This window comes from Ekhidna sp. (assembly GCF_963691765.1).
Classification (GTDB): domain Bacteria; phylum Bacteroidota; class Bacteroidia; order Cytophagales; family Cyclobacteriaceae; genus Ekhidna.
Window position 1 is genome coordinate 1387145 of record NZ_OY829375.1, and the last position, 17027, is coordinate 1404171.

Annotated in this window: 16 protein-coding genes; 9 read left to right on the plus strand and 7 right to left on the minus strand. The window is 36.3% G+C overall.

Features of this window, described 5'->3' with window-relative positions; genetic code table 11:
* Positions 1-17: 17 nt before the first annotated feature.
* From ribD to ACY650_RS06555, 8 genes are all read left to right on the plus strand, one after another.
* The gene (gene ribD / locus ACY650_RS06520) at positions 18-1043 is read left to right on the plus strand and encodes a bifunctional diaminohydroxyphosphoribosylaminopyrimidine deaminase/5-amino-6-(5-phosphoribosylamino)uracil reductase RibD (RefSeq protein WP_462252947.1); all 1026 of its coding nucleotides are present in this window, start codon (positions 18-20) and stop codon (positions 1041-1043) included.
* Complete coding sequence (locus ACY650_RS06525; RefSeq protein WP_462252949.1) at positions 1036-1512, plus strand: GAF domain-containing protein; 477 nt, start codon at positions 1036-1038, stop codon at positions 1510-1512. The genes ribD and ACY650_RS06525 overlap by 8 nt, the downstream gene beginning before the upstream one ends.
* A gap of 155 nt (positions 1513-1667) precedes the next feature.
* Positions 1668-3638, plus strand: coding sequence for a SpoIIE family protein phosphatase (locus ACY650_RS06530; protein ID WP_462252951.1), 1971 nt, complete (start codon positions 1668-1670; stop codon positions 3636-3638).
* Positions 3631-3972, plus strand: a complete 342-nt coding sequence (locus ACY650_RS06535) for an STAS domain-containing protein (protein WP_462252953.1) — start codon at positions 3631-3633, stop codon at positions 3970-3972. Before ACY650_RS06530 ends, ACY650_RS06535 begins: the two co-directional genes overlap by 8 nt.
* Complete coding sequence (locus ACY650_RS06540) at positions 3965-4375, plus strand: ATP-binding protein (protein WP_462252954.1); 411 nt, start codon at positions 3965-3967, stop codon at positions 4373-4375. Before ACY650_RS06535 ends, ACY650_RS06540 begins: the two co-directional genes overlap by 8 nt.
* Complete coding sequence (locus ACY650_RS06545; protein ID WP_462252956.1) at positions 4376-5227, plus strand: peptidyl-prolyl cis-trans isomerase; 852 nt, start codon at positions 4376-4378, stop codon at positions 5225-5227.
* Positions 5181-6530, plus strand: a complete 1350-nt coding sequence (locus tag ACY650_RS06550; protein WP_462252958.1) for a peptidylprolyl isomerase — start codon at positions 5181-5183, stop codon at positions 6528-6530. The genes ACY650_RS06545 and ACY650_RS06550 overlap by 47 nt, the downstream gene beginning before the upstream one ends.
* Positions 6531-6576: 46 nt before the next feature.
* Positions 6577-7539 (plus strand): AAA family ATPase, encoded by a 963-nt coding sequence (locus tag ACY650_RS06555; protein ID WP_462252960.1) that lies wholly within the window; start codon positions 6577-6579, stop codon positions 7537-7539.
* On the opposite strand, the gene pheS is transcribed toward ACY650_RS06555, so the two are convergent.
* The 4 genes from pheS to ACY650_RS06575 form a co-directional block, all read right to left on the minus strand.
* Positions 7536-8540 (minus strand): phenylalanine--tRNA ligase subunit alpha, encoded by a 1005-nt coding sequence (gene pheS / locus ACY650_RS06560; protein ID WP_462252962.1) that lies wholly within the window; start codon positions 8538-8540, stop codon positions 7536-7538. The genes ACY650_RS06555 and pheS overlap by 4 nt on opposite strands.
* Before the next feature lie 35 nt (positions 8541-8575).
* A complete protein-coding gene (locus ACY650_RS06565; protein WP_462252964.1) occupies positions 8576-9664 on the minus strand; it encodes a glycosyltransferase family 4 protein in 1089 nt (362 codons plus the stop codon).
* A gap of 136 nt (positions 9665-9800) precedes the next feature.
* Positions 9801-10808, minus strand: coding sequence for a UDP-glucose 4-epimerase GalE (galE, locus tag ACY650_RS06570; RefSeq protein WP_462252966.1), 1008 nt, complete (start codon positions 10806-10808; stop codon positions 9801-9803).
* Between the two features lie 3 nt (positions 10809-10811).
* Positions 10812-12179, minus strand: coding sequence for an undecaprenyl-phosphate glucose phosphotransferase (locus ACY650_RS06575; protein WP_462252968.1), 1368 nt, complete (start codon positions 12177-12179; stop codon positions 10812-10814).
* Between the two features lie 85 nt (positions 12180-12264).
* On the opposite strand from ACY650_RS06575, the gene ACY650_RS06580 reads away from it, so the two are divergent.
* Complete coding sequence (locus ACY650_RS06580) at positions 12265-13164, plus strand: sulfotransferase domain-containing protein (RefSeq protein WP_462252970.1); 900 nt, start codon at positions 12265-12267, stop codon at positions 13162-13164.
* Here the strand turns inward: ACY650_RS06580 and ACY650_RS06585 are convergent, their stop codons facing one another.
* The 3 genes from ACY650_RS06585 to ACY650_RS06595 all read right to left on the minus strand — a co-directional run bounded on the left by ACY650_RS06585 (position 13165) and on the right by ACY650_RS06595 (position 16892).
* The gene (locus ACY650_RS06585) at positions 13165-14601 is read right to left on the minus strand and encodes an RICIN domain-containing protein (protein WP_462252972.1); all 1437 of its coding nucleotides are present in this window, start codon (positions 14599-14601) and stop codon (positions 13165-13167) included.
* Entirely contained in the window at positions 14598-15356 is a 759-nt protein-coding gene (locus tag ACY650_RS06590; RefSeq protein WP_462252974.1) for a WecB/TagA/CpsF family glycosyltransferase, read from the minus strand. The genes ACY650_RS06585 and ACY650_RS06590 overlap by 4 nt, the downstream gene beginning before the upstream one ends.
* A 222-nt stretch (positions 15357-15578) precedes the next feature.
* Positions 15579-16892 carry a sulfatase-like hydrolase/transferase gene (locus ACY650_RS06595; protein ID WP_462252976.1) on the minus strand — a complete coding sequence of 438 codons (1314 nt, stop codon included), beginning with the start codon at positions 16890-16892 and terminating at the stop codon, positions 15579-15581.
* Positions 16893-17027 lie beyond the last annotated feature (135 nt).

Sequence of the window (17027 nt, forward strand, 5' to 3'; positions counted from 1 at the left end):
GCGAAACTACACATTCAATGGATGATAATCGATATATGAAAAGAGCCTTAGCGCTCGCAGAACTTGGTAGAGGCAGTGTTTCTCCTAATCCTATGGTAGGCTGTGTCATCGTTCATGACAATAAAATTATTGGTGAAGGTTATCATCAAAAGTATGGAGAAGCACATGCAGAGGTTAATGCAATAAATGCAGTAGATGATCATTCTTTACTCTCCAGTAGTACCGCTTATGTGACGCTAGAGCCATGTGCACATCATGGAAAAACGCCACCCTGTGCTGATCTTTTAATTGCTAAACAACTAAAAAGAGTGGTCATTGCATGCGCAGATCCTTTTGAGCAAGTAGATGGTAAAGGAATTGAAAAATTGAAAAAGGCTGGAATCGAAATAACCGTCGGAATTCTAGCTAAGGAGGCACTGGAATTAAATGCTCGCTTTTTTACTTCTGTGCAGAAGCAAAGACCTTATGTAATTTTAAAATGGGCACAAACTTCAGATGGTTTCGTTGCTAGAGAAAATTATGATTCTAAATGGATTAGCACCCCAGAGTCAAGACAATTGGTACATAAATGGAGAACAGAAGAGGATGCGATATTGGTTGGGAAGAATACAGCCATTCATGATAACCCATCATTAACTGCAAGAGAATGGAAGGGAAAAAATCCAATTCGAATTCTATTAGACAGCAATCTTGAAGTTAAAAGTGGAACCAATCTATTCGACGCTAAAGCTCCAACATTGATACTTAATGCTTTAAAAGAAGAGAAAGAAGGCAACATTGAATGGATAAAAACGGAGATGAACAATCCATGGAGTGTTTTGAGAAAACTACATGAGCGAAAGATTCAGTCTGTTATTATTGAGGGCGGGTCTGAAGTTTTGAACTCTTTTATAAATGAAAATTGTTGGGATGAGGCACGTGTTTTTATTTCGAATCAAAAGTTTGAAAAAGGAATTTCTGCACCTTCCATCGACGGATTGATTGATAAAGAAGAAACTGTTTTTAGCGACCAACTAATTACCTATAAGAATAACCATGGCTGAAGATTTGACCATACTGAAAGAGGCTACTAAAGAAGAAAAGTACCAGTCTTTACTCCCCCAAATTGAAGGTTTGATTTATGGAGAAACTAATCTAGTTGCCAATCTTGCCAACATTGCAGCTGCTCTTAAAGAAGGAATGGACTTCTTTTGGGTAGGATTTTATTTAGTTGATTCGGAGGATGAACTAGTATTGGGGCCATTTCAAGGCCCGGTAGCATGCACCAGAATTCGAAAAGGAAAAGGTGTTTGTGGAAGTAGTTGGGATCAAAACAAAACACTCATTGTGCCAAATGTTGATGAATTTCCAGGACATATAGCATGTGCATCAGCTTCAAAGTCAGAGATTGTACTTCCTATTATAAAAAATGATAAAATCATTGGAGTCTTGGATGTTGATAGCGATAAGCTGAATGACTTTGATGATATGGACCACCAATATCTGAAGAAGATACTTGATTTACTTCCTTAACATACTTTAACCACTCTAAGCGATTCAGTAGCCATTATATAGGCCAAGCGCTGTATTTTTGCGCAGTGTCAGATAAGGTGAAAATAAGGTTAAGCTTTCTCGGAGCAATTATCTGCTGGCTTCTATTTACGGGGTCCAGCATTTACTTACTTCTTGTGCAGAGCTATGACATGAAGGTGGACTTCTCCAACTTCTTCCCGCAACTCTGTTTCACTGGCTTTGTACTTTCTACTTTCGCTTACTACAGATACATCATCACCAAAGCCGATAGTCTTAATTTCACAGACCTACTGTGGAAAGTCTTCATAACAGGACTAATTACAACACTGGTTTCCCTAGCTATCCAACTGTTCTTCTCGATTTTCGCTAGAACGACGTTAGTAGAGAGCCCACTTACTGTCAACTTCTTCTACAACATTCTGGTAGGATTGGTAGTCATCTTTATGGTATCAACATTGGTCGTTTGGAAAAGGCTAATACTTTATCAGAAGTCTAAAAAATTATTAAAGCTATGGAGTCTTTTTGAGGTTACACTAGTAGCTTCTATGCTCTTTGATTTTTGGGGCGTCCAATTCGGTGAAACTTATTTTCAGCTCGCCCTTGCATTACTAGGATTGTTTTCAATCATTCTTGTATTCAATTTGAAATGGGTAGCATATCTTAATTTCAAGCAAAAGTGGAAAGGCATTCTTTTCATTTTATTATCCGGAATATACCTCTACCATTTCTTGTTGAAGCTTAGCTGGTTTGTAGCTACTGACATGATAAGTATGAATCTTCTGGATCGCGTATTTATTCTGGGTCTTTTTGCATTCCTTTTTCTATATGCAGTCATATCAATTTTAGTGACTCTATTCAATTTGCCTACATCCTCTGTCTTCGAACAGAAGCTTAAGGAGGCTATTGATTTTCAAAAATTAAGTCAATCTATCCCAAGAGGTGAAACCAAAGACCAGACCTACGAAATTCTGCTTGAAAGCTCGATGAGCGCCGTTTTTGCAGATGCCGCATGGCTTGAGGTCCGTGAAGATGCTGGGATCACTCAGATTATTAGAGGTCTGAAAGATGAGGAAGTTGATGAGATCAAGTCTTCAATAAAAAGTGAGACTATTAAGTCAATACTTAAGCTAGAGCTTAAAAAAGAATTAAATGCCGGAAGACTTGCCGATGATCTTAAGCATTCACAATACAAATCGATCATTGCTCTTCCAATTTTAGTCCAAAACCAACAGGTAGGTTTCATCGTTTTACTAAATGAAGTTTCGGAAGCCTTTAATAGAGAAATGGTAAATATTATTACCACTTTCGTAAATCAGGCCAGTGTTTCTCTTGAAAATCTATCTCTTATACGTGAATCTATCGAGAATGAACGATACAAGGAACAGTTGAAAATTGCTAAAAACGTTCAGAAAAGCTTGCTGCCTACATCTCTAATAAATAACAATCACCTAACGATGGAAGCCTTTTCAATGGCTGCAGATGAAGTTGGAGGTGATTATTATGATATATTGGAATACGAAAAAAACAGGTTTGGTCTAATCATAGGAGACGTATCAGGAAAGGGTACCAGTGCTGCTTTCCAAATGGCACAAATGAAAGGAATCTTCCATAGCCTTGCCAATCAAGGAATTTCACCAGCAGATTTCAACAAAAAAGCTAACGCAGCACTAAGTCAATGCCTTGAAAAAACTTCTTTTATTACCTCCACCTATTTTGATATAGATACAGATAATAAGACGCTTACCTTTTCTAGAGCAGGACATTGCCCAAGTTTATTTTATTGCAAGACAGAAGACAGCGTTAACTATTTGGAATCTGACGGAATGGGTCTTGGGATGGTAAGAAACTCAAGCTATGAAGATTACGTTCATAGCAATACTGTTAGTTATCAAGAAGGTGATACACTCCTCTTATATACTGATGGAATCACAGAAGCAAAGAACCGCGAAGGAGAACAGTTTGGAGATGCTAGGCTAAAAGAATCTTTCACCACTCATGCCTCTAAGGCACCCGACCAAGTAAAAGAAGGAATTAAAGGTGATCTCTCAGAGTTTATCGGAGAGATGATAATAGATGATGATTATACATTGGTAGTAGTCCAATTTAAAGACAATAATAATGGCTGAAATAAGTACAGAAAATAACGATGGAATACACTTTATCACTGTGAATGGAGAGATAGATGCTGGATCCAGTATTTTCCTGGATAATGCGCTTAAGGAAGCAATGGAAAATGGAGAGAAAAAAATTATAGCTGATTTGTCGGGGCTAGACTATATCTCTTCGGCCGGTTTAGGCGTATTTATCTCACACTTGGATGAGTTTAAATTAAATGATATTGAACTTGCTCTTTTCGGAATTAATGAGACAGTGAAACAAGTATTTGATATTCTAGGTTTAGAGAAGTTATTAACAATAGAAAAAACTAAAGAAGAAGCAATAAGCTCTTTTAATGAGTAATAAGTTAACCATAGGGTGTAATAAAGAAGAACTGGTCCGTGTAAGGCAGTTTACTTCAGATATGCTGGATGAGCATAAGGTTCCTGACCTACAAGCGCATAAACTTGTTCTTGCTGTGGATGAAGTATGCGCCAACCTCATCATCCATGCTAATGATTGCAACCCGGATAGCAGAATAGAATTCAATATTAAGTTTAATCCAAAGCAGATTGTATTCACGTTTAAAGACAAAGGTGCTGGCTTTGATATCAATGAATACGAATCCCCTTCTATGGAAGAGTTGGTATCTACACGTAGGCAAGGCGGGTTGGGGCTAATGCTTGTAAAAAGAATAATGGACAAAATTGAGTTCTCTACTGAAAAGAATTACAATATTTGCAGGCTCATAAAATTGTATCCATAGGTGAGAAATATCCTCATTTTCAGCATATTAATTCTTGGAGGTTGCCAATATTTCCAACCAAAAGAAGAAGTCTCAGAGAAGCCAATTGCTAGAGTTGGTGAAAAAACACTAGTTGCTTCTAATCTTTACGGCCTAATTCCTGCCAATTTATCACCAGCTGACAGCATAGTTTTTGTTGAAAAATTTGTGTTAGACTGGGTGAAAAAGCAGTTAATGATTGCGAAAGCTGAGGAGGCTATTGATTTTAATGAAGCTCAAATTCAGAAAAGAGTACTAGACTATCAATATGCTTTGCTTGTTCATGAATTAGAGAAAAAACATATAGATGCAAACCTAGATGAAGAAGTAAGTCCTCTAGAGATCTCCGAATATTATGGTGAGAAATCTGAGAATTTTGTACTTAGAGAAAACCTTTCTAAATGTATTTATTTTAAGATCCCATCTAAAGCTCCAAGCGTATGGAGATTTAGAAGAAATCTGAAGAATTATCCTAAGGATACAACTCAAATCTGGGAATATGCAAATGAACACGCTGTAAAAGCTTTTGTCGAAGACTCAGTTTGGGTGAAGTTTGACGAAGTCCTGATGGAAACGCCTCTAAAAGAAGTAAATGATAAGACCGGATTCCTAAAAGCAAATAGTTACATAGAGGTTTCTGATGAAGATTACATCTACTTTTTAAAAATCTTCGAGTATAAATTGGTTGGTGAAATTGCTCCCTTAGAATTCATCCAAGAGAGTATTTCAAACATCATTATCAACAAACGAAAAATTGCTCTCAAGAAGGAGCTGGAAAAGAAAATTTATGAAGAAGCAGAACAATCAAATACGTTTGAGATTTATAGCAATTAGTGCAAGCATTTTATTCGCATTCTCTTCCTTGGCCCAGACCAACGAAGTAACAATTGATAGAATCATTGCCAAAGTTGATAATTATATCATCCTAAAATCAGAACTCGAACGTGCTTATTTAGATTTCCTGTCTAGAGGACAATTAAGAGGAAGTAATGCAAAGTGTGGTATTCTTCAGCAACTAGTAGTCAATAAAATGCTAATGGCGCAATCTGAAATTGATTCAATCTATGTGGATGATGCGGAAGTAGACTTAAACCTGGACCGAAGAATGGCCGCAATTGCTCAACAGTTTGGAGGAGAATCTGAGATAGAGCGTGCATATGGAAAAAGCATCGAACAAATCAGATCTGAAATATTTGACAATATCAAAGAACAATTGACTATTCAGAGGATGCAGTCGGAGCTTACCTCCAGTATGAAGGTTACTCCATCGGAAGTCAAGAAATTTTTCAGGGCTTTTCCTCAGGATTCACTGCCATACTTTTCAACCGAAGTATCATTGGCCCAAATAGTTAAAGAAGCTGACCCTGGCAAAACTCAAAAAGATAAAGTAAGAAACCTGCTTCTCGATCTAAGAGGTAGAATTGAAAATGGTGAATCATTTGGTGCTCTTGCAAAAAGATATTCTCAAGATCCAGGCTCTGCGGCTAATGGAGGACAACTTGGCTTTTACAGTAGAGGAGAACTAGCACCTGAATATGAGGCTGCATCGCTTTCCATGGAGCCAGGAGGCCTATCAATGCCTATCGAAACACAGTTTGGATATCATCTAATTCAGCTTCAAGAAAAAAGAGGAAATACATATAAGACACGACATATTCTTATTTCACCTCAACCTGATCAAAACGACTACACCAAGGCGGAAAATTATCTGGACAGTATCAGAAATCTGATTGTCCTAGACAGTATCAAATTTGAATCTGCCGCTAAAGACTATTCGGACGATCAGCTCACTTCCTCTGCAGGTGGATTCTTCCAAGATGAAAGTGGTGCTTTAAGGGTTTCGGCGGAAACACTTGATCCTAATATATTCTTTACGATAGACACAATGAAGATTGGTACCATAACAAAACCCATTCGATTTCAGAAAGAAGACGGCAGCTATGCGTTTAGAATAATATATTATAAGAATAAGATTGCTCCGCATCAAGCAAATTTGATTGATGACTATCAAAAGATTGCTGCTGCAACATTGGCGCAAAAGAAAAACAACAAAATATCTGAATGGTTTGAGAAAGCTCGAGGAAATGTATTTATAGAAATCGATTCGGAATACGACTACTGTAACATTACCAAGTAAATTTCATTTAAAGAGTTAGTGGCAAATCAGAATTAACTAAATACGCATGGCAGAAACCAAAGACGTGAAACTAGCAGATGAGCTAGCAAAAGATTTTAAACAGCTAGAAGCTGAAATTTCCAAAAAAATAATTGGACAACCTGAAGTTGTCAGACTTTTGATCACATCTCTTTTCTGCAATGGACATTCGTTGTTGGTAGGTGTTCCAGGATTAGCAAAAACATTGCTAGTACAAACTGTTTCCAAGTGCCTTGGTTTAGATTTTAATAGAATTCAGTTCACTCCTGATTTAATGCCGTCAGATATTTTAGGAGCTGAGACTCTCGACAAGGAAAGGAATTTAAGATTCATTAAAGGGCCTATATTTTCGAATGTCATTCTCGCTGATGAAATAAATAGAACTCCTCCAAAGACTCAGTCTGCTTTGCTAGAGGCTATGCAAGAAGGAGCAGTAACAATTGCTGGCACCAATTACGATCTTGATAAGCCATTTTTTGTTTTAGCAACTCAAAACCCAATTGAACAAGAGGGAACGTATCCTTTACCTGAAGCTCAATTAGATAGGTTTATGTTTATGATCAATCTTGATTATCCAAAATATGAAGATGAGATTGAAGTAATTAGAAATACCACTTCGGAGCAGACCCTTGAGGTAAATGAAGTTATCAGTAAGGATAAAATCTTAAACTATCAGAATCTAGTACGAAAAGTACCTGTAGCTGATAATGTTTTCGAATATGCAGTAAAGCTTGTCGCTAAAACCAGACCAAATGGTGAGACTGCTGATGATTTCGCCAAAGATTATTTAGAGTGGGGTGCGGGTCCAAGAGCAGGTCAGTTTTTGATACTTGCTGCGAAATGTAACGCTCTCATAAATGGCAAATATTCTCCTGATATAGAAGATATAAAGTCAGTTGCTGTACCAGTACTTCGACATAGAATTGTGAGAAACTTCAAAGCAGAAGCGGAAGGAATTACAGAAGAGAAAATAATTTCAGAGCTTCTTTAAAATTGCTTTAAAAAGCGAATATCATTTTCTGAGAACAGTCTCAGGTCATCCAATTGATATTTCAGCATTGTAACTCTTTCAATGCCCATACCAAATGCAAAACCACTATACTTGGTTGAATCAATGCCGCAATTTTCCAATACATTAGGATCAACCATTCCGGACCCAGCAATCTCAACCCATCCCGTTTGCTTACAAATCTTGCATCCGCTGCCTCCACAAATGAAACAGCTGATATCGATTTCAGCACTTGGTTCAGTAAATGGAAAATAAGATGGTCTTAATCTTATTTTCGTGTTTTTACCGAACATCTCTTTCGAAAAATGATAAAGTGTATTTTTTAGGTCTTTGAAGGAAATATTTTCACCAACTACAAGTCCTTCAACCTGATGGAAGAAACAATGAGCCCTTGCTGATATCGCTTCGTTTCTGTAAACCCTTCCCGGCATTATCGCACGAATTGGGGGCTTCTTTTTATTCATCAATCTAGTCTGCACGTTGGATGTATGAGTTCGAAGCAAAACATCAGGATTTTTTTCAATGAAATATGTATCCTGCATTTCACGTGCAGGATGATTTTCGGGAAAATTTAGTGCAGTGAAATTATTCCAATCGTTATCTATCTCAGGACCATCCTCAACATTAAACCCTTGTCTTTCAAAAATTTCTATTATCCTATTTCGGGTTTGTGTAATAGGATGAATCGAACCTTCAGATGCATATGTTCCCGGTAACGTGACATCAACTTCAACCGACCCACCTTCACTTCCAATCGAACCGGACAATTCCTTTAGCTTAGATTGAGCAACATTTTTTAGGTTATTGAGGGCAGGCCCCAATTCACGTTTTTGCTCAGGGGCTACTTTTTTAAATTCTTCAAAAAGATCATTGATTACATTATTCCTCCCTACAAATTTTAAACGGAAATTTTCTACTTCCTCATTTGTTTTAGCCGTAGCCTTTTCTACTTCCGCAATTAATGATTTTACCTTATCCAGCATTTGATTTGCAATTCAATGAACGGCAAAAATAGCAATTAAACTGAGGTGTGAGTCTTGCTTAATTCGATTTCTGGCGGGATAATTTTCGCAAGTCTTCTAGATTCTCTTCTAATCACCTTACGATCAAGTATGGCTCCAATACTTACCGTTATCAAAACCATAAACAACATCAGCCAAAGTTCTCCAATTCCTTGGAATGCTACTGTCAATGAAATAATGATTGTATTGTAAGTAATCAAGCTCAAAGTTGACTGAGCATGATTTAACCCCAATTTCAAAAGTACGTGGTGTATGTGGTTTCTATCTGGGGCTAAAGGATGTCTTCCTGTAAAGAATCTGATCAAAAACACACGAAGTGTATCGTATACAGGTATTACAAAAAGAGACAAACTTGTAGCTACTGGTGATTCAATTACCGATGGAGGAGACGGTGTTGTTAAGAAGTTTATCATTAAGGCTGTAAGCATAAAGCCAAAGACCATAGAACCTGTATCACCCATAAAAATCTTGGATGGATACCAGTTGTATAATAAAAATCCCAATGCTGCTCCAGATATTGAAAAAGCTATTGAAGCTTCAATCATGCTTCCACTTTGAAAAGCTGCCCAACCCAAAAACGCAGAAATGACCAGTGCAATACTACCCGCCAATCCATCAATACCATCAATGAGGTTGAAAGCATTAGTCATCACTACAATTACGAAAATTGTAAATAATTCATCTAAAATCCACGGAAAGCTCTCGACACCAAATAATCCATTGAATCCTTCAATTTTAATCCCTCCAAAAAACACAACAAGAAATGATGCAAAAATTTGGACTACCAACTTATGCTGCGCCAAAAGACTGGAAAGATCATCTCTTACCCCTAAAAGAAAAATCAATATGATACCTCCAAGAAAATATTTTTGAGAAGCAAGATCAGAAAATGATATTGAAATCAAAAGTGCCAAAATAATACCTGCGAAAATCCCTATCCCCCCTAAACTTGGAGTGCTAACACTATGAATCTTGCGTTTATCCGGTCGATCCAATAGATCAAGGGATTTAACAATCTTTATTATAACAGGTATTGTTGTAAGCGTTATAAGAAACGCAGTTGTTATGGCAAGCGGCAGTGTCATGCTTATTTATACAGATACTTAATTTTACAGATTAGGTGAATTATCTGTTATCAACTCAAAAATGTCAATTTTTTTAGAGAGTTTATAACTATTTCGGCAAATAGACCATTTTCATAGTCGAATCATTAAATAAAGATTATTGTAGGTTTTTTTGCCACCTCCACGCAGACTCCATCATTGAGTCCAAATCCAACTCAGCCACCCATCCCAGCCTTTCCTTCGCCTTAGAAGTATCTGCATATATTTGTTCAATATCACCAGATCTTCGCCCAACGATCTGGTAATTTAGGCTCAAGCCAGATACTTTTTCAAACGATTTTACAACTTCAATTACACTGTAGCCTTTACCTGTGCCAAGGTTAAAAAAATCATAGTTTTCTTCCATTTTTTCAGCGTATTCTAATGCCGAAATGTGAGCAATTGCTAAATCAACTACATGAATAAAGTCTCGTATGCACGTTCCATCATGAGTGTTATAGTCACCGCCGAAAACGTTTAGTTTATCTCTAAGTCCAGCTCCAGTTTGTGTTATAAATGGAACCAAATTGTTTGGTACTCCTAACGGAAGTTCTCCAATTAGACCTGACTCATGAGCACCGGCAGGATTGAAATATCTAAGTGATATGGCTTTAAATCTCTTTTTAGATTTAGAGAAGTCCTCTATAATTTCTTCACAAATTTGCTTTGTATTCCCATATGGAGACTCAGCTTGCATTTTGGGAAATGATTCAGTTACTGGTAGTTTATCCGGCTGACCATATACTGTGCAGGAGGATGAAAAGACAAACTTATTTATATTATGAGAATCACACATTTCCAAAAGATTGATCAAAGAGTCTATATTATTTCTATAGTAATCTAATGGCTTATCTACCGACTCACCAACCGCTTTAAAAGCTGCAAAATGAATAATAGATTCAATTTCATTTTCATGGAAAATCCTAGCTACAGCTTCTCTATCTGTAAGATCTATATCATGGAAGGTTATTTGCTTACTAGTTATTTGTTCGAGTTTATCGTGAACCTCAATTTTTGAATTGGAAAGATTATCAACAATTATAATTTGATACCCCTTATTAACTAGTTCAACACTTGTATGAGAACCAATGAATCCAAGCCCTCCAGTCACCAATACCTTTTTCATTGCTTAGTACGCGTTTTGATCTCCTTTAATTATTGAAAGCGCAGTTAAAAGAATTATCTTAAAATCTAAGATTAGCGACCAGTTTTTGACATAAAATCTATCCAATTTAACCCGGCCACTCATATCACTTAATTCTGCAGTCTCACCCCTAAAACCTTTAGCTTGAGCCAGTCCTGTAATTCCAGGCTTGACAGCATGTCTTTGCCAAAATCTGTCGATTTTAGGCTGGAACTCTTCATTCAATTTAATTGGATGCGGCCTTGGCCCTACTACCGACATATCACCCAGGAAAACATTAATAAATTGTGGAAGCTCATCAATTGATGTTTTACGTAGTATCGCTCCCATTTTTGTGATTCGATTGTCGTTTTTAGTGGCTTGTTTAAACTCAGCATTTTTCTCATATGTCATCGTTCTAAACTTCCAGCACAGAAAAAAATTATTGTCTTTCCCATGCCGTTTTTGCTTGAAAAAAATAGGACCCTTTGATTCCATTTTTATCAATAAGCCTATGATAGGCACCAACCAAGAAAGAATTGTAACTAAAAAAATCGCAGAGAAAACAAAATCGAAAGTTCTTTTAATAAAGCGATTAACCATGTTATCCAGAGGTATAGAATTAACATTGATGATTGGAATACTACCAAACTGCTCTATGGATAAGTTATAATTTGAAAGTCTACTAAACTGAGAAATAAGATTTACTTTAATCAAATTATTTTCTGCAAAATCAATGACGTCTTTAACCTGTTCATCATTCATGTTAGGGAGACAGCAGAAAACAATGTCAATACCTTTTGAGATGGTATATTGTTCAAAATTCTCCATTCTCTCATCAGCGTCATTCTTATCGTCTACAATACCAACCAGACGGTATCCCAATTCAGGCGAATCTTTAAAATACTCTTTTAAAGATTCTGATAAATCCCCTTTTCCTATTATCACAACATTCCTGATATTGTACCCCTTTATTCGGTAGTATCTAATCACATAATGCCAAATACTTCTCCATAGGAGAATTGCTAAGGTGAATATGAGATATGTAACAAAAAGATACTTTCGAGAATAATCCACCGGCTCTAATGCAAACCATAATGCAAATACAATCGAAAGATTAATTACTAACCCAGTTAGAACCTTGTTTAGGTGATCTAGTAATCTGGAATTTCTATTTATCTCCTGAAGTCTCGAACTAAAGAATACGCCAACCCATATAACATTCAGCAAAAGCTGTAGTACTTGATAATTTTGATCTGGGATTAAAAACCCAAATTGGTATAAATTGGCTGCTATGACACCAACGTTCAAACAAACTAGATCTGCTATCAGAAATAGTATTGGGAAATATTGTGAATATCGGTGATTCGACATGGATAAAAATGCAAATATAAACTTCCTACTTAAGAATAAATCAATGAAATTCGCCTAATATGTCTATTCTAAAATATTATAAGCGATGAATTCCTCTTTGGATGGCCCAAATTTCTTAATAATTGGTGCTCACAAGTCTGCAACAACATCACTTCATAATTTACTTTCTGAAATCCCCGACTTTTTTATGACAAGAGAGAAAGAGCCTAGATATTTTGCTCTTAAGGATGACGATTTAGATTACAGAGGACCAAATGATCCCGCCTCAGACTGTAAATTTCAGACTTTTGATAGTTACTTAAGCATATTCAAAGAGGCGAAGGATACAGATCTAAAAGGTGAATCATCGACACTATATTTATACGATGGCAGAGCGGCAAAAAACATCCATAAGTTCAATCCGAACATTAAAATAATAGCCATACTTAGAGATCCAACAAAACGCGCGATATCAAATTACAACTATGGGTTAATGCTAGGCCGCGAAAAATTAAGATTTGACAAAGCACTAGAGCGTGAAGAAGATAGAATAAAATCTAAGTGGGGACCATTTTGGCACTATCGCAGCAAAGGATTTTATGGAAAACACTTAGAACGATATTACGAACTATTCCCGAAAGAAAATATAAAAATCATCTTCTACGAAAATTTTGTAAAAAATCAACTTAAGGAGGTAAATGAAATTTTAGAATTTCTTGGTCGCCCAGAATCACAAGTTGAAAGTGTGGCATCACAAAAGTCCAACAGGACCTTAATACCAAAAAATATAGTAGCCAGGCTTATTTTATCTAAAAGGAGATATACGCTAAGGCCCATACCAAATTGGTTGCGGAAGACCTTTCTCGCTAAAATCGTAAATGGAGTACTTTTTACTGGTCCTCCTGAAGTGAGTGATGAAGTAAAACAATCACTAAGAAATGGCTATAAGGAGGACCAAAAACTTTTGGAGTCGTTAATCGGTGAAAAAATCACTTGCTGGAATTAACTACTGTATTGCTTTAATATCCCAAACTTGAGATGAGATTGCTTCGTCTCTTTCAGCAACAATCAATTTCACTCCACTATTTACTTGGGAATTTAAGGGCATCAAAAATTGATTGTTTTGCATACTTTTTATTAAAAATCCCCCTTCAAACTCAATTAGCTCCCATTTCTGACTAATTTCATCAGATATCGGCTGTGTAGTAGCAAACTGACCATCTAAACTTAGAGCCTCATTCGAATAGATGTTAATGATTCGTATTTGGTTCGACGAAAGTGTATCCAATCTCCAAAATTGATCTAAGTAATCATCCGCAGAATATTGAGCAGCATGTTTTGTACTCTCCAAAACATCATAGTTCATCTTCAAGTATCTATTTGAGAAAGCATTTTTAATTGAATATCCTTTTTCAATACAATCAACATTATATTCATCAAAAGAAATCTCATTCTTCTTATCGCGCTGATCATCAATGGTATTGTCTGATACATTGACTCTTGTACTTTGATAAGGGCTTTTAAATATTTTATTGATTCTCAATGCAGAGAAACGTGGATTTTCTAATGCTCCTGTCACTGTCACGTTATTGTTTTTGATAACGATCTCATTTACTAGGTTATGGATCTTATCAAGGTCACAAGGATCACCGGCGCCATATATAGCAATTGCTCCAAACGTCTTAGCTTCAATTTCACTTGCTGAAGTGTAAATAGTATTATTTTCAACAACTAATCTATTGCTCAGACCCGGAGGAACCTTACCTTCATAGTGAATAGCTATCTTGTTAAGATTTGAAGAACAATCCGACATTAATCCTTTGCAATCTTCTACTTCAGTCAATATCACAGTATTGCCTATCACCTTTCCTGATGACCTACAGCTAATGGCAGACCCTCCTCTGCTGCTTGTGAATTTATTATTTAATATGGCAAATTCGGAACCAGCTAAGTATAGGGCGTGATCAAAAAAGGTGTCATCATCACTTCCCCAACCGTTTATAGTACTATTTCTAAGTGTCAAATTTTTATGGTCGAAATGTAGAGGGGTGCCAGGTTTTCTATCTGTAAAAATTGCATTGTCAATAATATTGATAAAGAGAGAACTATCAACAACAATATTTCTTGTCCCCCAGTCATCAGGACTTTTCATTGGCATCATTCTTAGTCCGTTGTTTTTCGCCTCAACACCTCCAAATTGACATTTACAAAAAACAATATCTCGAGAGTTTGTAAGGCTTACTCGCTGATTAAACTGAACATTGTAGTATAGTATTTTTTCTTTGCCTACAATCTTTAAAGGATCCTCTATTACTGTCCTTTCCTCGCCGCCAACGACTTCAAACAAATCCAAATCAAACCCACAAGCAGTATTTGTTTGCGCAATCGCAGAATTGAATAATGCGAGAATAAGAAATGAAAAGACAAGACTATTTTGCTTCATGATTTAGATCTAGATTTTATAAATAACAAACGTAAAAAAAATATAGGAATCCCAACAAAGTACCTTTTGAACAACCTTTTCGGGTCGTTGATAAACCTATAAAACCACTCCAATTTAAGTCTATAATAGATATCAGGTGTCATTTTGAATTCGCCTGATACGTAATCAAATACTGCGCCACCTGTTAAGGCGATATTGTAATTGATTTTATCAGAGTGATCGATCAGGAATTTTTCTTGCAATGGCATCCCCATACCAAGACATAAAATGTTTGGAGATTTCTCTTTGATTTCTGATAATATCAGAGGCAGAGAATCAGAATCAACAAATCCATTATGGTAGCCTACGATCTTCAATTCTGGATACTTCCCCCGTAGCGTTGCAACAGCCTTAGAGATACTCTTTTCAGTTGCTCCCAGTAAATACCATGTCAACCCTAGTCTTTGAGATAACTCTCCCAAACTCCATATCCATCGATTGTATGTGATTTTTTCTCTTATTTTTTTCCCCTTCATTTTAGCACCGAGTCTCACACCTTCCCCATCACAAAAATTAATGGCTGACTCATTCAAAAAATCACGAAACCAAGCATTCTCGTATGCTAAATTCATAGCATGGATATTTACGTTAGCCAAAGTACACTTTTTGTTATCACGAATAGACTCTACCAAATATTCGTTTAATTCATTCATCGAAAGACTATGTATCCTTACTCCTAAAAGGTCAATCGCCTCTATGTCATTGTTATTACTCACTTTACTATAGCTATGTTATTACGCCCACTCATTTCCTATTAAATGATGTCTGTTGTGCGTTTTGAAGGATTGATGAAAAACAATTTTTATTATTTCAATAGAGAAAAAGCTGAACTAATTGTAGACAATGTATTCTAGTACTGCAGTAAGAGAATATTCTTCAAAATTACTTAATTATTAAAAGTCATAACTTCATTTTTTAGATTGTCATCATATAGATTCTTACCAAAGTTTAGGCGGGTTTCTTGCAGACCACTTGATATGTTCATTTGCTAAAGAATCAGCAATATTAGGGTATATACCCACTAAGTTGCTAGCTTCCATTGGATCGTTGCTTAGATCGTAAAGCTCATCTATACTTTTAATGAATTTATAATCCCCCTTTATTATGGCTGAGTTAAAATACAGAGTTCTTGCTTGTTCAAATCCTGGTTCAATTTGTTTTAGCAAACTGATCCCTTGAAGGCTACCATCATCATCACAACCGCCAATTAAATGACAAATAGTTGGAGCTATATCTAATGTTGACACAGCGTGTTCGATTATTCCATTTTCGTGGTTTGTTAATTGCTTTGGAGGTTTCATTACAAATGGAATACGAATGCCACCTTCATAAGCTGTAGCCTTTGAACCTTTAAAAATTCCATTATTACAAGATCCAGAGTTGGATGGGCATCCATTGTCATTAATAAAAATGATCAAGGTATTGTCGTAGGCTCCCACATCTTTTAAATGTGAAATTAATCTACTGATGTTTTCATCTAAGTTTGATAGAATAAATGAGTATGCATCACCAATGGCCGAACTTTTTGCTTCATGTGGAGTATGTGGTGCCGAATAGCTTAAATACGCAAAGAAAGGAGAATCAATGTTTCTATTAACAAAATTGATAGTAGCATCTGTTAACAGATCTGTTATATAATCACAATAGAATGCTGGCGGATTGTTATCCATGCTAATAAAAGGATTCCGATAACTAGCCTTCCCATTCAAAAAACCAAAAAAATGATCGAAGCCAAAGTTTAATGGATGAAACATCTCATGTTCTCCTAAATGCCATTTTCCAATCAAGCCAGTTTTATAGCCAAAGGGCTTAATTCTGTTTGCAATTGTGACTTGATTAGTTGGAAGACCATAGGCACTTGATGGAATAGAATTCCTAATCTTATCAGTAATGTTGGAAACAAATCCAAATGAATTTTGATGGGCACCTGTAATCAAACCGGCTCTTGAAGGTGCGCAGACTGAAGATGTCACATACGCGCGATTAAAAACGTATCCATCATTTATCAAAGCTTGCATACCTGGGCCGATAGTTATAGAGCCGCCCGAGTAAAGGTCAAAATCATTGTAGCCTAGATCATCAGTTACAATGAGAATCACATTCGGGAGGGATTTTTGCGCCAAACTTTTATCATCAACTAACTCTATGTCCAGGCATCTATATCCAAATACACCTACTGAACTTTCACAACCTGTATTAAGAAACAGTACAATAGCTGCTGAGAAGAATATTGAACGCCAAAACCTTTTCATCTGATAGTTGGTATCTTTCTGCTAGACAGGCAAATTCATTGAATTGATATTAAGATATAACATAATGTCTATTTAAATATAGATTATAAATTTGTCGCGCATAATAATGACACGGATTAACCTAATCGGTTGAAC

Bases quoted from the DNA above. Each gene is read 5' to 3' on its own strand.
- ribD (WP_462252947.1), top strand. From the start codon at position 18: ATGGATGATAATCGATATATGAAAAGAGCCTTAGCGCTCGCAGAACTT.
- ACY650_RS06525 (WP_462252949.1), top strand. From the start codon at position 1,036: ATGGCTGAAGATTTGACCATACTGAAAGAGGCTACTAAAGAAGAAAAG.
- ACY650_RS06535 (WP_462252953.1), top strand. From the start codon at position 3,631: ATGGCTGAAATAAGTACAGAAAATAACGATGGAATACACTTTATCACT.
- ACY650_RS06540 (WP_462252954.1), top strand. From the start codon at position 3,965: ATGAGTAATAAGTTAACCATAGGGTGTAATAAAGAAGAACTGGTCCGT.
- ACY650_RS06550 (WP_462252958.1), top strand. From the start codon at position 5,181: ATGAAGAAGCAGAACAATCAAATACGTTTGAGATTTATAGCAATTAGT.
- ACY650_RS06555 (WP_462252960.1), top strand. From the start codon at position 6,577: ATGGCAGAAACCAAAGACGTGAAACTAGCAGATGAGCTAGCAAAAGAT.
- pheS (WP_462252962.1), bottom strand. From the start codon at position 8,540: ATGCTGGATAAGGTAAAATCATTAATTGCGGAAGTAGAAAAGGCTACG.
- ACY650_RS06565 (WP_462252964.1), bottom strand. From the start codon at position 9,664: ATGACACTGCCGCTTGCCATAACAACTGCGTTTCTTATAACGCTTACA.
- galE (WP_462252966.1), bottom strand. From the start codon at position 10,808: ATGAAAAAGGTATTGGTGACTGGAGGGCTTGGATTCATTGGTTCTCAT.
- ACY650_RS06575 (WP_462252968.1), bottom strand. From the start codon at position 12,179: ATGTCGAATCACCGATATTCACAATATTTCCCAATACTATTTCTGATA.
- ACY650_RS06580 (WP_462252970.1), top strand. From the start codon at position 12,265: ATGAATTCCTCTTTGGATGGCCCAAATTTCTTAATAATTGGTGCTCAC.
- ACY650_RS06585 (WP_462252972.1), bottom strand. From the start codon at position 14,601: ATGAAGCAAAATAGTCTTGTCTTTTCATTTCTTATTCTCGCATTATTC.
- ACY650_RS06595 (WP_462252976.1), bottom strand. From the start codon at position 16,892: ATGAAAAGGTTTTGGCGTTCAATATTCTTCTCAGCAGCTATTGTACTG.